A 15,427-nucleotide genomic window follows, 5' to 3' on the forward strand; every position below is an offset into this window, starting at 1 on the left:
AACCCGATCACGCCAAGGAGCCGCTTATGCGCCAGAAACCCACCGTCCTCGCCCGCGAAATAGTCGCCAGTAGCCGTTTGTTCCGCGTGGAGGAAGTGCAATTGCGCTTTTCCAATGGCGTTGAACGGACCTACGAGCGCCTGGTGGGGCGGGGTGCCGGCTACGGCGCGGTGATGATCGTGGCGATGATCGACGAAGATCATGCCTTGCTGGTGGAAGAGTACTGCGGCGGTACCGACGAATATGAGTTGTCCTTGCCCAAGGGCCTGATCGAACCGGGCGAAGACGTGCTGGCGGCGGCAGACCGTGAGCTCAAGGAAGAAGCCGGCTACGGCGCGCGACAGTTGGAACACATTACCGAGCTGTCGCTGTCGCCTGGTTATATGAGCCAGAAAATCCAGGTGGTGCTGGCCACCGATCTCTATGAAGAGCGCCTGGAAGGCGATGAGCCCGAGCCGATGCGCGTGGACCGGGTCAACCTGCGCGAGCTGTCGCAGTTGGCGCAAAACGAGCAATTCAGTGAAGGTCGCGCCTTGGCGGCGTTGTACCTGGTACGAGACCTGTTGATCCAGCGTGGAGCGTTTAGCGCATGAGCGAACTGTTTTTAGGCCACTCGTTTATCGCCCCCGTGATCGAACTGGCTCGCCAGGCGGGAGAAGTCATCCTGCCGTACTGGCGCGCCGATGTGGCGGTGACCTCCAAGGCCGACGATTCGCCGGTGACGGCAGCAGATCTCGCCGCCCACCATCTGATTCTCGCTGGCCTTACCGCGCTGGACCCAAGTATCCCGGTGCTGTCCGAAGAGGACGCCGATATCGACCAGAGCGTGCGCGCCGGCTGGACGCGTTGGTGGCTGGTGGATCCGCTGGACGGCACCAAGGAATTTATCGCTGGCAGTGAAGAGTTCACCGTCAATATCGCCCTGATTGAACACGGGCGCGTGGTGTTCGGTGTGGTGTCGATGCCTACCAGTGGCCGTTGCTACTTTGGCGGTGCGGGGTTGGGCGCGTGGCGCTCCGATGTGAACGACGCACCCAAACAGATCCAGGTGCGCGCAGCGCCAGCGATGGGTGAGGCGTTTACTGTGGTTGCCAGCCGTCGACATACCAGCCCCGAGCAGGAACGTTTGCTGGATGGGTTGAGCGCTGGCGTGGGTGAGTTGAAGTTGGCGAATATCGGCAGCTCGTTGAAGTTCTGCCTGCTGGCCGAAGGCAGTGCCGATTGCTACCCGCGCCTGGCGCCAACGTCGCAGTGGGATACGGCGGCGGCTCAGGGCGTGCTGGAAGGCGCGGGAGGCGAGGTGCTGGAGTTGAGTGGTGAGCCGTTCAGCTACCCGGCGCGAGAATCGTTGCTGAACCCGTTTTTCCTGGCACTGCCGGCGAAGGCCGCGTGGCGTGAGCAGTTGCTGACCTTGGCAAGATCTTAAAACCACCGCAGATCAAAATGTGGGAGGGGGCAAACCCCTCCCACATTTTTTGTGTATTGGCTTCTAGCGGTGCAGGACGTATTGGCCGGTGAAGGCCACTGCGTGTTCCTCATCGCCCTCATTCACAATCCACGTCTCCAGCGCCAAGCGCGCCCGGCCGTAGCGCTTGTAGGTCGCCAAAAAGCGCTTCCACACTTTCTCCTCCGGCGCCGCGCACACAGCGGTCGCATCCCGCGTCACTGGCAGTGGATAACTGATCTGCCCTTCCTGAATCACGATATGCCCGTCTTCAACCCCTTCCTCGCGCAGTTGCAGGTGCAGCCAGCCCCAACCGGCCAGCACCGCGCCGCAGTAGAGGCTACCGCCGAACATGGTGCTCTTGTGGTTGATATTGGCTTGCAGGGGCAGGTGCAGCCGCAGTTGCCCGCCTTGCCAGTCGAGCACCTTGAGGCCCATTTCACGGGTCAGGGGGATGTCGTGGTGCAGGACGGATTCCAGGTAACGGCTGTCGCGGCTCATGGGGGCCTCTTGGTGGGTGGGCAGGGTCATTCGTCGTCAGCGCTTTGGTTGGCGAAGTTCAGGCCGTGCTTGCGCAGTTTGTCGTGCAAGGTCTTGCGCGGCACGCCGAGGGCTTCTGCGAGGCTGCGCATGGAGCTGTGGGGGCGGGTCAGTTCGGCGGCGATCAGGCTTTTCTCGAACTGCTCGACTTGCTCGCTCAAGCCGCCTGGCGTTGAAGTCAGCACGTTGCTGGCGGTATTGTCCGGCGTGCTGTCGAGTGCCAGTTCCAGGCCCAGCGCAAAGCGCTCGGCGGCGTTCTGCAATTCCCGCACATTGCCCGGCCAGTTGTGACGCAACAACAATGCGCGTTGGCCCGGCTGCAGCTCGTGCAACGTCAGGCCGTGGCGGCTGCTGGCTTCGTCGGCGAAGTGCTGGAACAGCATCAACGCATCTTCACCGCGCTCGCGCAGCGGCGGAATGCGCAGCGGCGCGACGTTGAGACGGTAATACAAGTCGGCGCGGAAACGGCCCTGGTCGGCCGACTGGCGCAGGTCTTCCTTGGTGGCGGCGATGATACGGATATCCAGCGGGATCAGTTGATTGCCGCCCAGGCGTTCTACTACGCGCTCCTGCAACAGGCGCAGCAGTTTGACCTGTACATCCAGGCTCATGCTTTCAATTTCATCGAGGAACAAGGTCCCGCCGTTGGCAAATTCGAACTTGCCGATGCGGCGTTTCTGCGCCCCGGTAAAGGCGCCGGGTTCATGGCCGAACAGTTCGCTTTCCACCACCGATTCCGCCAGGGCACCGGCGTTGATCGCCACAAACGGGCCGCTGCGGCGGCTCGACAGGTCGTGCAGTGCACGGGCCACAACTTCTTTGCCGGCGCCGGTTTCACCCAGGATCAGCACGTCGGCCTTGGTCGCCGCCAGTGCGCCGATCTGCTCGCGCAGCCGCAGCATCTGTGGCGAGTGGCCTACCAGGCGCGTGCTCAGTTGCTGGCGGTCGCTGAGGGCCAGACGCAGACTGCGGTTGTCCAGTACCAGGCGGCGCAGGGCCAGAGCGCGACGTACGCTGTCGAGCAGCGAATCGCTGGCAAAGGGTTTTTCAAGGAAGTCATAGGCGCCGGCGCGCATGGCCTGTACCGCCAGCGGCACGTCGCCGTGGCCGGTGATCAGCAGCACCGGCAGGTCGGGGTCCTGGCCGTGGAGTTCAGCCAGCAGTTCCAGGCCGTCCATGCCGGGCATGCGGATGTCGCTGACCACGACGCCCGGCCAGTCCCGCGACAGGCGCGCGGTGAGGCCGGTGGCTTCGCCCAGGGTCAGGACTTTCAGCCCGGCCAGGTCCAGGGTCTGGCACAGGGCCTGACGCAGGTGCGGATCGTCGTCGATCAACACCACCTGAATCTGGTTATCGATACTCATACACTGCGGTCCTCGGACGGTTGCAGACTGACGCCCGGCGAGCCGGCACGCAATTTCAGGGTTAACAGCGCGCCACCTTCCTTGTGGTTGGCGAACGACAGTTCGCCGCCAAAGGCACGCATCAGGGTCTCACAGATCGCCAGGCCCAACCCCAGGCCCTGGGTGCGGGTCTTGGTGGTGTAAAACGGCTCGCTGGCGCGGCCCAGCGCTTCCATGCAAAACCCTGGGCCATTGTCGCGGATGTACAGGTTGACGCCCTGCGCGGTGGTTTCGGCACTCAGCCAGAGTCTGCGCGGTGGGCCTTTTTCGGTGAGGGCGTCGAGAGCGTTGGCCAGCAAGTTGCCCAGCACTTGGCGCAGACGGGTTTCGCCGGCCTGCACCCACAGCGTTGCTTCCGGCAGATCACGGATCAGCTCCACTTCCATCGACCGCCGCCGCTTGGCCAACAGCGCGAGCGCGTCGTCCAGCGCCGGTTGCAGGGCCACGCTCTCCGGGGCATGCCGGTCGCGTCGGGCGAAGGCACGCAGGTGGGCAATGATCGAGGCCATGCGCCCGGTCAGTTCGCTGATCAACTTGAGGTTGCCCCGCGCATCGGCGGTGCGTTCATGGTCCAGCAGGATCTCGGCGTTTTCCGCGTAGCTGCGAATCGCGGCCAGGGGCTGATTGAGTTCGTGGCTGATACTCGCCGACATGGTGCCCAACGCCGACAGCTTGCCCGCTTGCACCAGATCATCCTGGGCGCGCACCAGTTCCTGCTGGGCGTGTTCGCGCTCCAGCACTTCTTGTTTGAGCCGCCGGTTCAGGCCTTCCAGATCGCTGGTCCGTTCGACCACTCGGGCTTCCAGCTCGCGACGCGCCTTGGCTTCAAACGCGATGCGATCCAGGTAATGGCGGCGTCGTTGCATCATCAAACCGAGCAGCAACATCAGCACCAGCAGCGTGGCGCCGCCCACCGCAACCACCGTGCGCACCGGGCGGCTGATCAAGGATTGCGGCGCGAGGATTTCCACATTCCAGCCGGTCTCGGCGATGGCCGTGGATTGGCGCAGCCACGCGGTGCTGCTCAGGCTCAGCGGCTGTGGGTCGCGGGTCGGGTAGGGCTGGATCGCAATGATCGCCTGGCGTTCTTCGTCAGTCAGTGGCCGAGTGGCACGGAACCGCCATTGCGGGCGCGAGGTGAGGATCACCACACCGTTGTGGTCGGTGACCAGCAGTTGTTCAGGCGTGTTGCCCCACAGGCTTTCGGTGTGGTCCAGGTCGACCTTGACCACCAGCACGCCGATGATTTTGTCACCCTCGCGCACGGCGGCGGCGAAGAAGTAACCGCGTTTGGCCGACGTAGTCCCCAGGCCGAAAAACCGCCCCAGGCGCCCGGCCATGGCTTCGCTGAAGTAGGGGCGGAACGAGAAGTTGCGCCCGACAAAACTGTCCTGTTTATCCCAGTTCGAGGCGGCGAGGGTCTTGCCGGTGGTGTCCATCAGGTACATCACTTCCACCCCGGCCTGGGCGGCGACGTCCTTGAGCAGCAGGTTGGCGTTGACCTGGTGGCTGCTGACGTTCGGCGCCTCCAGCACGGTGCGCAGGGCGGGTAAATCGCCCAGGATCTGTGGCAGCACTTCATAGCGGTGCAGGGTGCCCAGCAGGTTGGCGACGTACAGGTCGAGGGTCTGGCGGTTCTGCCCGGCCAGTTCGCTGCGGTAGTAGCGCTCGGCCAAGTGCTCCAACGGCCACAGCAGCGGTGCCAGGCACAACGCCAGCAGGGCGAGGCTGCGCCAGCGGGGTCTTCGCGGAAGGGATGGAGTCATGGGAGTCGTGCGCCTGTGGGTACAGGCGCATTATGCCTAGTGCTGCTGTGCAAGACACTCGCGCAATGCGTCTTGCCAGTCTGGCTGGCTGACGTGCCACTGTTGCTGCAGGCGGCGGCAATCGAGGCGCGAGTTCAGTGGGCGCCTGGCGGGCGTCGGGTAGGCGCAGGAGGGGATCGCCTCAAGTTCAGCACACTGTTTCCCTTCGGCGCGCAGGTGCTCGCCAATCGCCTGGGCGAAGCCGAACCACGACGTCTCACCTTGGGCCGTCAGGTGGTAGACGCCCCATTCGCCGATCTCGCCGGCCTGCCAACGCTCGATCAATGCGCGGGTGCTGCCGGCAATGGTACCGGCCCATGTTGGCGCGCCAATCTGGTCAGCCACGATGCGCATCTGCGGTTTCTCTTGCAGCAGACGTTGCATGGTCAGCAGGAAATTCTTGCCCGTGTTGGAGTAGACCCAGCTGGTGCGCAGAATCAGGTATTCGCCGCCCACCGCTGCAATCGCCTGCTCGCCCTCCAGCTTGCTCTGGCCGTACACGCCCAATGGGTTCGGCGTGTCGACCTCGGTGTAGGGCGCAGCCTTGCTGCCGTCGAACACGTAGTCGGTGGAGTAGTGAATCAGCGGAATGCCCAGGGCCTTGGCTTCCTCGGCGAGGATGCCGGGGGCGATGGCGTTGATGGCGAAGGCGGCGTCCGGTTCGCTTTCGGCCTGATCGACCGCCGTGTGGGCGGCGGCGTTGATGATCAGGTCGGGGCGATGGGCGCGGGTTTGCTCGCGGATCTGCTGCGGTTTGGCCAGGTCGAGCTGCTCGCGGCTGAGCACAATCAGTTCGCCCAGCCCCTGAAGGTGCTGTTGCAGTGCCTGGGAGACTTGGCCACGTTGGCCGGTAATCAGAATCTTCATGGGAACAGATCGGCCTCCATCAGCAGTTTGCCCGCCTGGTCCTTGGCGGACAGTCGGGGCGGCTCGGTCAGCTCCCAGTCGATAGCCAGCGTCGGGTCATTCCACAGGATGCTGCGCTCGGCGCTCGGTTGGTAGTAGTCGGTGGTCTTGTACAGGAACTCGGCGTAGTCGCTCAGCACTACAAACCCATGGGCAAACCCTTCCGGCACCCACAACTGGAGGTGGTTTTGCGCCGACAGGCGTACGCCCACCCACTGGCCGAAGTTCGGCGAGCTGCGGCGAATGTCCACGGCGACGTCGAGCACTTCGCCCGCCGTGACACGCACCAGTTTGCCTTGGGTGTGCTCCAGTTGGTAATGCAGGCCCCGCAGCACGTTTTTTTGCGAGCGCGAGTGGTTGTCTTGCACAAACTCGCGCTTGAGCCCGGTGGCCTCGGCAAAGGCCCGGGCGTTGAAGCTTTCGTAGAAAAAACCGCGTTCGTCACCGAACACTTTTGGTTCGAGGATCAAGACGCCGGGAAGCGATGTATCGACGACATTCACTGGTTGTCTCCCGCCAGGGAATACAGGTACTGGCCATAACCGGTCTTGCCGAAGTATTTGGCGCGTTCGAGCAGGTGAGCGCGGTCGATCCAGCCGTTGCCATAGGCGATTTCTTCAAGGCACGCCACTTTGAGGCCCTGGCGGCGCTCGATGGTCTGCACGTACTGCGAGGCGTCGAGCAAACTGTCGTGGGTGCCGGTATCCAGCCAGGCGAAACCCCGACCAAAGCGCTCCACCTGCAAGTCACCGCGCTTGAGGTAAGCGTTGTTGACGTCGGTGATTTCCAGTTCACCTCGGGCGGAGGGTTTGACCGCCTTGGCGATGTTGATCACGTCATTGTCGTAGAAATACAGGCCGGTGACGGCATAGCTGGATTTCGGCACGGCGGGTTTTTCTTCGATGGACAGGGCGCGACCTTCGCTGTCGAAGTCGATCACGCCGAAGCGCTCCGGATCTCTGACCCAATAGCCAAACACCGTGGCGCCTTTGCCGCGATTCACCGCCGCATGCAACTGCTCGCTGAAGCGCTGGCCGTGGAAAATGTTGTCGCCCAGGATCAGGCATACGGGGTCGTTGCCGATGAACTGCTCGCCAATCAGGAAGGCTTGCGCCAGCCCGTCCGGCTTCGGTTGCTCGGCGTAGCTGAAGGTCACGCCAAACTGGCTGCCGTCACCCAGCAGGTTGCGGTATTGCGGTAAGTCCGCCGGGGTGGAGATCACAAGGATCTCCTTGATGCCGGCCAGCATCAGTACCGAGATCGGGTAGTAGATCATCGGCTTGTCGTAGACCGGCAGCAGTTGTTTGGAGACACCCAGCGTGATGGGGTGCAGGCGCGTGCCGGAGCCACCGGCCAATACGATTCCTTTCATCATGCGATCAGATCCCTCATGTCGGTGTTGCCCAATCGTTCACCCTGATAACTGCCATCCTGGACCCTTCGGCACCATTCCAGGTTATCGAGGTACCACTGCACGGTTTTGCGCAGCCCGGTTTCAAAGGTTTCTTCGGGTACCCAACCCAGGTCGCGCTCGATTTTGCTGGCGTCGATCGCGTAGCGTTGGTCGTGGCCTGGACGGTCTTTCACGAACGTGATCAGGTCGGTGTAGTGCTCGACGCCCTGCGGGTGTCGGGGTGCCAATTCCTCCAGCAAGCGGCAGATGCTGCGCACGACGTCGATGTTCTTTTGCTCGTTGTGGCCGCCGATGTTGTACGTCTCGCCGACCGCGCCGTGCGTCACGACGGTGAGCAGCGCACGCGCATGGTCCTCTACAAACAACCAGTCGCGCACTTGCAAACCATCACCATAGACCGGCAACGGCTTGCCCGCGAGGGCGTTGAGGATCACCAGCGGGATCAGCTTTTCAGGAAAGTGGAAGGGGCCGTAGTTGTTCGAGCAGTTGGTCAGCAGCACGGGCAGACCATAGGTGCGCTGCCAGGCGCGGACCAGGTGGTCGGACGCGGCTTTGCTGGCCGAGTAGGGCGAGCTGGGCGCGTAGGGCGTGGTTTCGGTAAACAGATCGTCCACGCCGTGGAGGTCGCCGTAGACCTCATCGGTCGAAATATGGTGGAAGCGAAACGCGCTCTTGTCCGGCCCGGACAGTGTTTGCCAGTAGCCTCGTGCAGCTTCCAGCAGGCTGTAGGTGCCGACGATATTGGTCTGGATAAAATCCGACGGACCGTCAATCGAACGGTCGACGTGGGATTCAGCGGCCAGGTGCATGATCGCGTGGGGCTCGAAGCGCGCGAGCACGGCGCTGACGGTGGCCTGGTCGATGATGTCGGCCTGGACAAACTCATAGCGGCTATCGGACGCGATGCTGGTCAGCGATTCCAGATTGCCGGCGTAGGTGAGTTTGTCGAGGTTGAGCACTTCATGCTCGGTGTGCTGAATCAGGTGACGTATCAAAGCAGAACCGATAAAACCGGCGCCACCGGTAATGAGAATGCGCATGACGGGGGCCCTTTTTCCTTAGACGGACGTTCAGTGAGTGGAGCATAGCGGGTGTTATGGCGCTGGTCAGGGCGGTCTGTGTGTGGGGGTTGCGCAAGCCCCCCGAACAATGGCGATATACACGTCTAAAAAATTGAGGCCACCCCCATGCTGCTCGCCACGTTGATCCACCGTGCCAGTCTATCCTGCCCGCAAGTAGGCCCCGATCAGGCGGCTCAACTCCTTGCGCAGCATTACGGCCTTAGTGGCACGTTGCAGTCACTGGGCAGTCAGCAAGACCTCAATTACAAAGTCGACAGCTCCCGTGGCCGGTTTGTTCTCAAAATCTGCCGGGGCGACTACGCGGCGGTGGAGTTGCATGCCCAGCACGCGGCCCTCAACACATTGCAGGGCGTGCGCGTGCCCAAGGTCATCAAAGCACTGAGCGGTGAGGAGCTGCTGACCGTGACGCTCGACGGCCAGACCCTGCACCTGCGGTTGCTGGACTACATCGACGGCCAGCCGTTGACCCATCTGCCGCATCTGGGGCGCGATGTGATTGCAGGCTTCGGTGACCTGTGCGGTCGCATGAGCCTCGCGCTGGCTGGCTTCACCCACCCTGGCCTGGAGCGCACCCTGCAATGGGACCCGCGCCATGCCAGTGAACTGATCACCCACCTGTTGGCCACCCTGGAAAACCTGCCCCACCGGGCCGCGCTGGAACAGATCGCCGAACAGGTTGAAGCGCGCATCCGCCCCTTGGCCGAGCGCCTGCCGTGGCAGGCCGTGCACATGGACATCACTGACGACAATGTGGTGTGGCAACGCGATGCCCAGCGGCACTGGCAACTTCAGGGCGTTATCGATTTCGGCGACCTGGTGCACACCTGGCGCATTGCCGACCTGTCGGTGACCTGCGCCGCCCTGTTGCACCATGCCGATGGCGACCCGTTTGCCATCCTGCCGGCGGTCCAGGCGTGTCATGCGGTTACGCCGCTGCAACGTGAGGAATTGCAGGCGCTGTGGCCGCTGATCGTCGCCCGTGCGGCAGTGCTGGTGCTGAGCAGCGAACAGCAGCAGCGCCTGGATCCGGATAACGCCTACCTGTTGAAAAACGCCGAACACGAGTGGGAAATTTTCCATGTAGCAACGTCGGTGCCATTTGAATTGATGGCGGCTGCGATTCTCAGCAGTGTTGGCGAGACGCTGGCGCCGATTGCCAGCGATGACTTCGCCCCGTTGCTCCCCGGTCTGGTGGGGCGGGAGTTTGCGCTGATCGACCTGGGCGTGCTCAGTCCGCATTTCGAGGCGGGCAATTGGGAAACCCCGGGGGTTGACCGTCGGTTATTGGATGAAGCCGCAACCGTGCATGGGTTGGCGGCCAGTCGGTATGGGCAGTACCGGCTGTCGCGTACCTGCCCGGACAGCGCCGCCGAGCCAGACACTTTCGCGCTCCATGTAGAGCTGCATTTGCCCCATGGCACGTTGCTGGAAGTGCCTTTTGCCGGGACGCTGCACCAGGGCGGCGATGGCCTTGTGAGTGTGCGAGGCGTCGAGCTGAGCGTGCGGCTATGGGGAGTGAACACCTCATTAAAACCGGGCTCATTGCTGGTAAAAGGGCAGGTTCTGGGCGAGGTTCATGCGCCGCTGACCGTGCAACTGTGCCGTGCCGAACTCGAACCGCCGCTGTTTTGCACGCCGTCTCGCGCCTTGGCCTGGCAAGCCTTGTGCCCATCGCCCGCCGCCTTGCTGGGGCTGGCATGCGATGCCGAACCGGAGCTGGACCCTCACGCGCTGCTGGCCCGCCGTGACGCCAGTTTTGCCCGGTCGCAAAAACACTATTACGTCGATCCGCCACGCATCGAACGCGGCTGGCGCAACCACCTGATCGACATGCAGGGCCGGTCCTACCTGGACATGCTCAATAACGTCGCGGTGCTGGGCCATGGCCACCCACGCATGGCGGCGGTGGCGGCGCGGCAATGGTCGCTGCTCAATACCAACTCGCGGTTTCACTATGCCGCAATTGCCGAGTTTTCCGAGCGCTTGCTGGCGTTGGCGCCGGCGGGCATGGACCGGGTATTCCTGGTCAACAGCGGCACCGAGGCCAACGACCTGGCCATCCGCCTGGCCTGGGCCTACAGCGGCGGGCGCGACATGCTCAGTGTGTTGGAGGCTTATCACGGCTGGTCAGTGGCGGCGGATGCGGTGTCCACCTCGATCGCCGACAACCCCCAGGCGCTGAGCAGCCGCCCGGACTGGGTGCACCCGGTGACTGCGCCGAATACTTATCGCGGTGAATTCCGTGGGCAGGACAGCGCGCCGGACTACGTACGAAGCGTGGAACATAACCTGGCGAAAATCGCCGCAAGCAAACGTCAGTTGGCCGGGTTTATCTGTGAGCCGGTGTACGGCAATGCCGGTGGCATCTCTCTGCCGCCGGGTTATTTGCAGCAGGTGTACGGGTTGGTTCGCGCCCAGGGCGGCGTGTGTATCGCCGATGAGGTGCAGGTGGGTTACGGCCGCATGGGGCATTTCTTCTGGGGCTTTGAAGAGCAGGGCGTGGTGCCCGACATCATTACCATGGCCAAGGGCATGGGCAACGGCCAGCCACTCGGCGCCGTGATTACGCGTCGAGACATTGCCGAGGCGCTGGAGGCTGAAGGGTATTTCTTCTCGTCCTCAGGGGGCAGCCCGGTGAGTTGCCGCATCGGCATGGCGGTGCTGGACGTGATGGAGGAAGAAAAATTGTGGGAAAACGCCCAAGAGGTAGGCGGGCATTTCAAGGCGCGCTTGGAAGCACTCATTGATCGCCACCCCTTGGTGGGCGCGGTTCACGGTTCCGGTTTTTATCTGGGCCTGGAGTTGGTGCGCGATCGGCAAACCCTGGAGCCAGCGACTGAAGAGACCACGCTGCTGTGCGACCGTCTGCGCGAGTTGGGGATTTTCATGCAACCGACCGGTGACTACCTGAACATCCTCAAAATCAAGCCGCCGATGGTGACGTCTAAACGGAGCGTGGACTTTTTTGTCGACATGCTGTCGAAGGTGCTCGATGAACACTTGTGATTAATCGATTGTTATCGGTTATTCCCTGTCATATTTATCGATCATGCTGTTTGATTGCTTTTAAAGCCGATTTTTATCCGTTATAAAGTCGGCCTCTACCCCCATTCGGAGCCCTGATCGCCATGACCACCCTGCACAGCACACCCCGCGCCGATGGCTTCCACATGCCCGCCGAATGGGCGCCACAGACGCAAACGTGGATGGTCTGGCCCGAGCGCCCGGACAACTGGCGTCTGGGTGGTAAACCGGCGCAGGCGGCGCACGTGGCGGTGGCCAAGGCCATTGCACGGTTTGAACCGGTGACCGTGGCGGTTTCTGCCGGCCAGTATGAAAACGCCCGCGCCCGTTTGGACGTGCCGAATATTCGTGTGGTGGAAATGTCCAGCGACGACGCTTGGGTACGCGACACCGGCCCGACGTTCGTGATCAACAACAGCGGCGAAGTGCGCGGCGTGAACTGGGATTTCAACGCCTGGGGCGGTTTTGATGGCGGGCTGTACTCGCCGTGGAATCGCGACTCACAGGTGGGCGGCAAGATCCTCGAAATCGAACGTGCGCCGCGTTACCGCACCGAAGGTTTTGTGCTGGAAGGCGGTTCGATTCATGTCGACGGCGAAGGCACCCTGATCACCACCGAAGAATGCCTGCTCAACCGCAATCGCAACCCGCACCTCGAACGCGCCGAGATTGAAGCGGTGCTGAGTGCCAACCTGGCTGTGGATAAGATCATCTGGCTGCCGGATGGCCTGTTCAACGACGAGACCGACGGCCATGTGGATAACTTCTGCTGCTACGTGCGCCCTGGCGAAGTGTTGCTGGCCTGGACCGACGATGTGCAAGACCCGAACCACGCACGCTGCCACGCGGCCATGGACGTGCTGCAAAGCAACACCGACGCCCAGGGCCGCCCGTTTACAGTGCATAAAATGCCGATCCCGGGGCCGCTGTACGCCACGCAGGAAGAATGTGCAGGTGTCGATCCGGTGGACGGCACCCAGGAACGCAACCCGACCGTGCGGTTGGCCGGTTCCTACGTCAACTTCCTGATCGTCAACGGCGGCATCATCGCGCCAAGTTTCGACGACCCGCTGGACAGCGAAGCCAAGACCATCCTGCAGAACCTGTTTCCGCAACACGAAGTGGTGATGGTGCCCGGCCGTGAACTGTTACTGGGCGGCGGCAATATCCACTGCCTGACCCAACAGCAACCGGCCCCGCACAAAAACTGAGTGCAGTTGTAACAGCGCCTTTCCAGAAGTGAGGCGCTACTCGGTATCAGCGCCCACAGCAAGCCCCCGGCCCCGTAAGGCCGGGGGCTTTTTTGTGTCTATCTGCCTGTAGATACGCCACATTGGCATAGCTCTTGTATCGGTGTTGCCACAGCGGCCCAAGGTGATGACTGCACGGTTCTGTCATAAACCTTGAGTAAGTTAGCCGCTCAAGCAGTAGGAGAGAGCGCTGAAATGAACGCCGATATCAACCCGATGTACACGCGCACCTTCCACCCTTCACGGGTTAACAACGACACGATCCATGCGCTGGGGCAGTGGTTGAAGGAGCACGGCACGCGGCAGGCCCGGCAGCAGCCGGATCTGCGCAGCGTGATGAGTGAACGCTACCCGGTGGGGCTGTTCAGCGAGGATGAAGTGCATGCGTTGTGTGAGTTGATGTGTAACTGAAGGACACTCAAAGCCAAATGTGGGAGCGGGCTTTAGAAACTGTAAGTGCCCGTTACCACCAGGTTACGTGGCTCGCCCGGCTGAATCTGCGCCACGCTAGTCGCCGATTCGTAGTAAGTCTTATCGGCGATGTTGTTCAGCGCCGCCCGTACATCCCATTCCTTATGGCGGAACCCGACCAGTCCATCCCAAGTGCCATAACCGGGTAGGACCACGGTGTTGAGGTTGTCAGCGTAACGGTCGCCCACCAGCGTCAGGCCGGTTTCCGCGTACCAGCCCATTTCCGGTTTCCAGGTGATAAACAGGCTCGCATTGCGCTTGGCCACATCGCTGACGCGTTTGCCCTCAAAGCCGTTGTTGTCCTTCTCGACCTTGGCATCCTGCACGCCGATACCGCCGCGTACAGACCAGTTGCCGACGATCTTGCCGGTGGCGGTCAGCTCCACGCCACGCGAGCGTTGCAGGCCACTGAGCAGGGTGATGGTACGGTCCAGCGGGTCGCTGGTGCGGCGGTTGTAGAGTTCCAGTTCGTACACCGCCAGAGTGGTGCTCAAGCGGTCGTCGAGCCAGTCGCTTTTCACGCCGATTTCTTTCTGCTTGGTCATCTCGGGGCTCAGGTCGTTGACGCTGCCGGCGGCGTTGGGGGTGATGCCGATCACACCGCCACCGGCCGGGGAGAACGTCTTGCTCCATGACGCATAAAACGAGTGGTGTTCCAGAGGCGTCCACACCAGGCCGAAACGTGGGCTGGCCTTGCGGCTGTCGACCTCCTGCTGAATATGGGTCAGCTTGTTTTTGGTGCTCACTTCAAACATGTCGTAACGCACGCCGGCCAGCACTTGCCACTGATCATTCAGGCGCAATTGGTCCTGGACGTAAATGGCGCGGCTTTCGACTTCGGTGTGGTTGTTGCTCGACACGTTCATGCGCCCGGTGTGGCTCAGATGACGATTCGGCCGGTTGAGGTCAAGCGCCGGTACGGTCGGGCCAGCACTGTACAGCTTCGGATCGCGACGTTGACTGCCCAGCTCAAGGCCGGTGAGCAGGCGGTGTTCCAGGCCGTAGGTGCTGAAGCTGCCTTCGAGCTCGACGTTGTTGAATATGTTGAGGGTGGTCAGGTCCTGTTGCCAGCGTTGGCGCGTCACGCTGTTGTTCAAACGGTTGTAGGCGGTTTGGTAGGTGTTGTCGAAATCGCTGTCGAGCTTGAACACGCCGAGGGTCTGGCGCAGTTGCCAGTTATCGTTGAGCTCATAGGTCAGCTTGGAGCGCAGGGACTGAGCTTTGTCGTCGATGTAGTCGCGGCCGTCGCCGTAGGTGGTGCTGCGGCTCACATCCGCCGGGCGCCCGTTGACGCCGGGCACGCCGCGATCCGGCGTGCGGTTGTAGCGGCTGTATTCGTATTGCACCAGCCAGTTCAGGTCAGGCGTGAGCTGCCAGCTCATGGACGGCGCAAACAGTTGGCGACTACCGCTGATGTCATCGCGAAAGCTGTTGTTGTCCTGGTTGCCCATGTTCAGGCGCAGGCTGATGTTGTCGGTGGGGTCAGTGCTCAGGTCCGCATACAGACTGCGCATATCATTGCTGCCGCCCTGTGCCTCGATGCTCGACTTGTGCCCGGCCGTTGGCAGCTTGCTCACGCGGTTGACGATCCCTCCCTGACCGCCTCGCCCGTAAAGCACTGCCGCCGGCCCTTTGAGCACTTCGATACGCTCGATGTTATGCAGATCGCGCACGTATTGGCTGTCGTCGCGAATGCCGTCCAGGTAGAAGTCATTGCTCGCGTCAAAACCACGGATGCGCACACTGTCGAAGCGCGTATCGGCGCCGCTGCTCACGTTGGGGATGCCGCTCAACGCCTGGCCCAGGTCGTTGGTGCCGTAGGAGCGCAGGCTTTCGGTCTTCACCGAATCAATGGCCTGGGGCACATAACGCACCGCAGTGGCGGTGCGTGTCGCAGTGCTGGTTGCCTTGACACGCGGGTCGTCTTCGTCAGCTTCGGCGCTGATCGAGGTTTCGGGCAAGGTGGTGGCCGCACAGGCAAAACCGGCAGACAACAGAACAGAGAGCCCAAGAGTGATGGGCGTCAGGCGAGGGGCAGGCATGGGGAAATGTATCCAAAGTGTTTGGGAAGAAAAGCGCGCTAATGGT

At 62.2% G+C, this 15,427-nt stretch carries 13 protein-coding genes; 5 read left to right on the top strand and 8 right to left on the bottom strand.

The features are described 5' to 3' along the window. Positions 1 to 26 precede the first annotated feature (26 nt). Complete coding sequence (nudE, locus tag NDJ82_RS19480) at positions 27 to 593, top strand: ADP compounds hydrolase NudE (protein WP_099584421.1); 567 nt, start codon at positions 27 to 29, stop codon at positions 591 to 593. Next, positions 590 to 1,426: a 3'(2'),5'-bisphosphate nucleotidase CysQ gene (gene cysQ, locus NDJ82_RS19485; RefSeq protein ID WP_250926107.1), complete on the top strand. Its 837-nt coding sequence runs from the start codon at positions 590 to 592 to the stop codon at positions 1,424 to 1,426. Before nudE ends, cysQ begins: the two co-directional genes overlap by 4 nt. 63 nt (positions 1,427 to 1,489) lie before the next feature. Here the strand turns inward: cysQ and NDJ82_RS19490 are convergent, their stop codons facing one another. Genes NDJ82_RS19490 through rfbB form a run of 7 tightly spaced genes read right to left on the bottom strand, consistent with a single transcriptional unit; the run spans position 1,490 to position 8,552 of the window. Continuing rightward, positions 1,490 to 1,945, bottom strand: coding sequence for a YiiD C-terminal domain-containing protein (locus NDJ82_RS19490; RefSeq protein WP_099584423.1), 456 nt, complete (start codon positions 1,943 to 1,945; stop codon positions 1,490 to 1,492). Between the two features lie 26 nt (positions 1,946 to 1,971). Continuing rightward, positions 1,972 to 3,348, bottom strand: coding sequence for a sigma-54-dependent transcriptional regulator (locus NDJ82_RS19495; protein ID WP_099584424.1), 1,377 nt, complete (start codon positions 3,346 to 3,348; stop codon positions 1,972 to 1,974). Further along, positions 3,345 to 5,153 carry a sensor histidine kinase gene (locus NDJ82_RS19500; RefSeq protein ID WP_099584425.1) on the bottom strand — a complete coding sequence of 603 codons (1,809 nt, stop codon included), beginning with the start codon at positions 5,151 to 5,153 and terminating at the stop codon, positions 3,345 to 3,347. The genes NDJ82_RS19495 and NDJ82_RS19500 overlap by 4 nt, the downstream gene beginning before the upstream one ends. A gap of 36 nt (positions 5,154 to 5,189) precedes the next feature. Further along, the gene (gene rfbD, locus NDJ82_RS19505) at positions 5,190 to 6,059 is read right to left on the bottom strand and encodes a dTDP-4-dehydrorhamnose reductase (RefSeq protein WP_250926108.1); all 870 of its coding nucleotides are present in this window, start codon (positions 6,057 to 6,059) and stop codon (positions 5,190 to 5,192) included. Continuing rightward, positions 6,056 to 6,601, bottom strand: a complete 546-nt coding sequence (rfbC, locus tag NDJ82_RS19510; RefSeq protein WP_250926109.1) for a dTDP-4-dehydrorhamnose 3,5-epimerase — start codon at positions 6,599 to 6,601, stop codon at positions 6,056 to 6,058. Before rfbC ends, rfbD begins: the two co-directional genes overlap by 4 nt. Next, positions 6,598 to 7,473: a glucose-1-phosphate thymidylyltransferase RfbA gene (gene rfbA, locus NDJ82_RS19515; protein WP_112192960.1), complete on the bottom strand. Its 876-nt coding sequence runs from the start codon at positions 7,471 to 7,473 to the stop codon at positions 6,598 to 6,600. Before rfbA ends, rfbC begins: the two co-directional genes overlap by 4 nt. Further along, positions 7,470 to 8,552: a dTDP-glucose 4,6-dehydratase gene (gene rfbB / locus NDJ82_RS19520; protein ID WP_250926110.1), complete on the bottom strand. Its 1,083-nt coding sequence runs from the start codon at positions 8,550 to 8,552 to the stop codon at positions 7,470 to 7,472. Before rfbB ends, rfbA begins: the two co-directional genes overlap by 4 nt. A 147-nt stretch (positions 8,553 to 8,699) precedes the next feature. On the opposite strand from rfbB, the gene NDJ82_RS19525 reads away from it, so the two are divergent. The 3 genes from NDJ82_RS19525 (at position 8,700) to NDJ82_RS19535 (ending at position 13,279) form a co-directional block, all read left to right on the top strand. Next, complete coding sequence (locus tag NDJ82_RS19525) at positions 8,700 to 11,600, top strand: aminotransferase (RefSeq protein ID WP_250926111.1); 2,901 nt, start codon at positions 8,700 to 8,702, stop codon at positions 11,598 to 11,600. Between the two features lie 122 nt (positions 11,601 to 11,722). Next, entirely contained in the window at positions 11,723 to 12,829 is a 1,107-nt protein-coding gene (gene aguA / locus NDJ82_RS19530; RefSeq protein WP_250926112.1) for an agmatine deiminase, read from the top strand. A 234-nt stretch (positions 12,830 to 13,063) separates the two neighbouring features. Beyond that, complete coding sequence (locus NDJ82_RS19535; protein ID WP_099584432.1) at positions 13,064 to 13,279, top strand: hypothetical protein; 216 nt, start codon at positions 13,064 to 13,066, stop codon at positions 13,277 to 13,279. Positions 13,280 to 13,311: 32 nt separating this feature from the next. Here NDJ82_RS19535 and NDJ82_RS19540 read toward each other — a convergent pair whose 3' ends face one another. Continuing rightward, entirely contained in the window at positions 13,312 to 15,381 is a 2,070-nt protein-coding gene (locus NDJ82_RS19540; RefSeq protein ID WP_250926113.1) for a TonB-dependent receptor, read from the bottom strand. Between the last annotated feature and the right edge of the window lie 46 nt (positions 15,382 to 15,427).

The sequence above is a fragment of the Pseudomonas sp. SR18 genome, assembly GCF_023701505.1.
In the GTDB taxonomy this organism is placed as follows: Bacteria; Pseudomonadota; Gammaproteobacteria; order Pseudomonadales; family Pseudomonadaceae; genus Aquipseudomonas; species Aquipseudomonas cyclaminis.

What these genes read in the sequence shown, in the direction of transcription:
- nudE (WP_099584421.1), top strand. Translation starts at nt 27, where the DNA reads ATGCGCCAGAAACCCACCGTCCTCGCCCGCGAAATAGTCGCCAGTAGC.
- cysQ (WP_250926107.1), top strand. Translation starts at nt 590, where the DNA reads ATGAGCGAACTGTTTTTAGGCCACTCGTTTATCGCCCCCGTGATCGAA.
- NDJ82_RS19490 (WP_099584423.1), bottom strand. Translation starts at nt 1,945, where the DNA reads ATGAGCCGCGACAGCCGTTACCTGGAATCCGTCCTGCACCACGACATC.
- NDJ82_RS19495 (WP_099584424.1), bottom strand. Translation starts at nt 3,348, where the DNA reads ATGAGTATCGATAACCAGATTCAGGTGGTGTTGATCGACGACGATCCG.
- NDJ82_RS19500 (WP_099584425.1), bottom strand. Translation starts at nt 5,153, where the DNA reads ATGACTCCATCCCTTCCGCGAAGACCCCGCTGGCGCAGCCTCGCCCTG.
- rfbD (WP_250926108.1), bottom strand. Translation starts at nt 6,059, where the DNA reads ATGAAGATTCTGATTACCGGCCAACGTGGCCAAGTCTCCCAGGCACTG.
- rfbA (WP_112192960.1), bottom strand. Translation starts at nt 7,473, where the DNA reads ATGATGAAAGGAATCGTATTGGCCGGTGGCTCCGGCACGCGCCTGCAC.
- rfbB (WP_250926110.1), bottom strand. Translation starts at nt 8,552, where the DNA reads ATGCGCATTCTCATTACCGGTGGCGCCGGTTTTATCGGTTCTGCTTTG.
- NDJ82_RS19525 (WP_250926111.1), top strand. Translation starts at nt 8,700, where the DNA reads ATGCTGCTCGCCACGTTGATCCACCGTGCCAGTCTATCCTGCCCGCAA.
- aguA (WP_250926112.1), top strand. Translation starts at nt 11,723, where the DNA reads ATGACCACCCTGCACAGCACACCCCGCGCCGATGGCTTCCACATGCCC.
- NDJ82_RS19535 (WP_099584432.1), top strand. Translation starts at nt 13,064, where the DNA reads ATGAACGCCGATATCAACCCGATGTACACGCGCACCTTCCACCCTTCA.
- NDJ82_RS19540 (WP_250926113.1), bottom strand. Translation starts at nt 15,381, where the DNA reads ATGCCTGCCCCTCGCCTGACGCCCATCACTCTTGGGCTCTCTGTTCTG.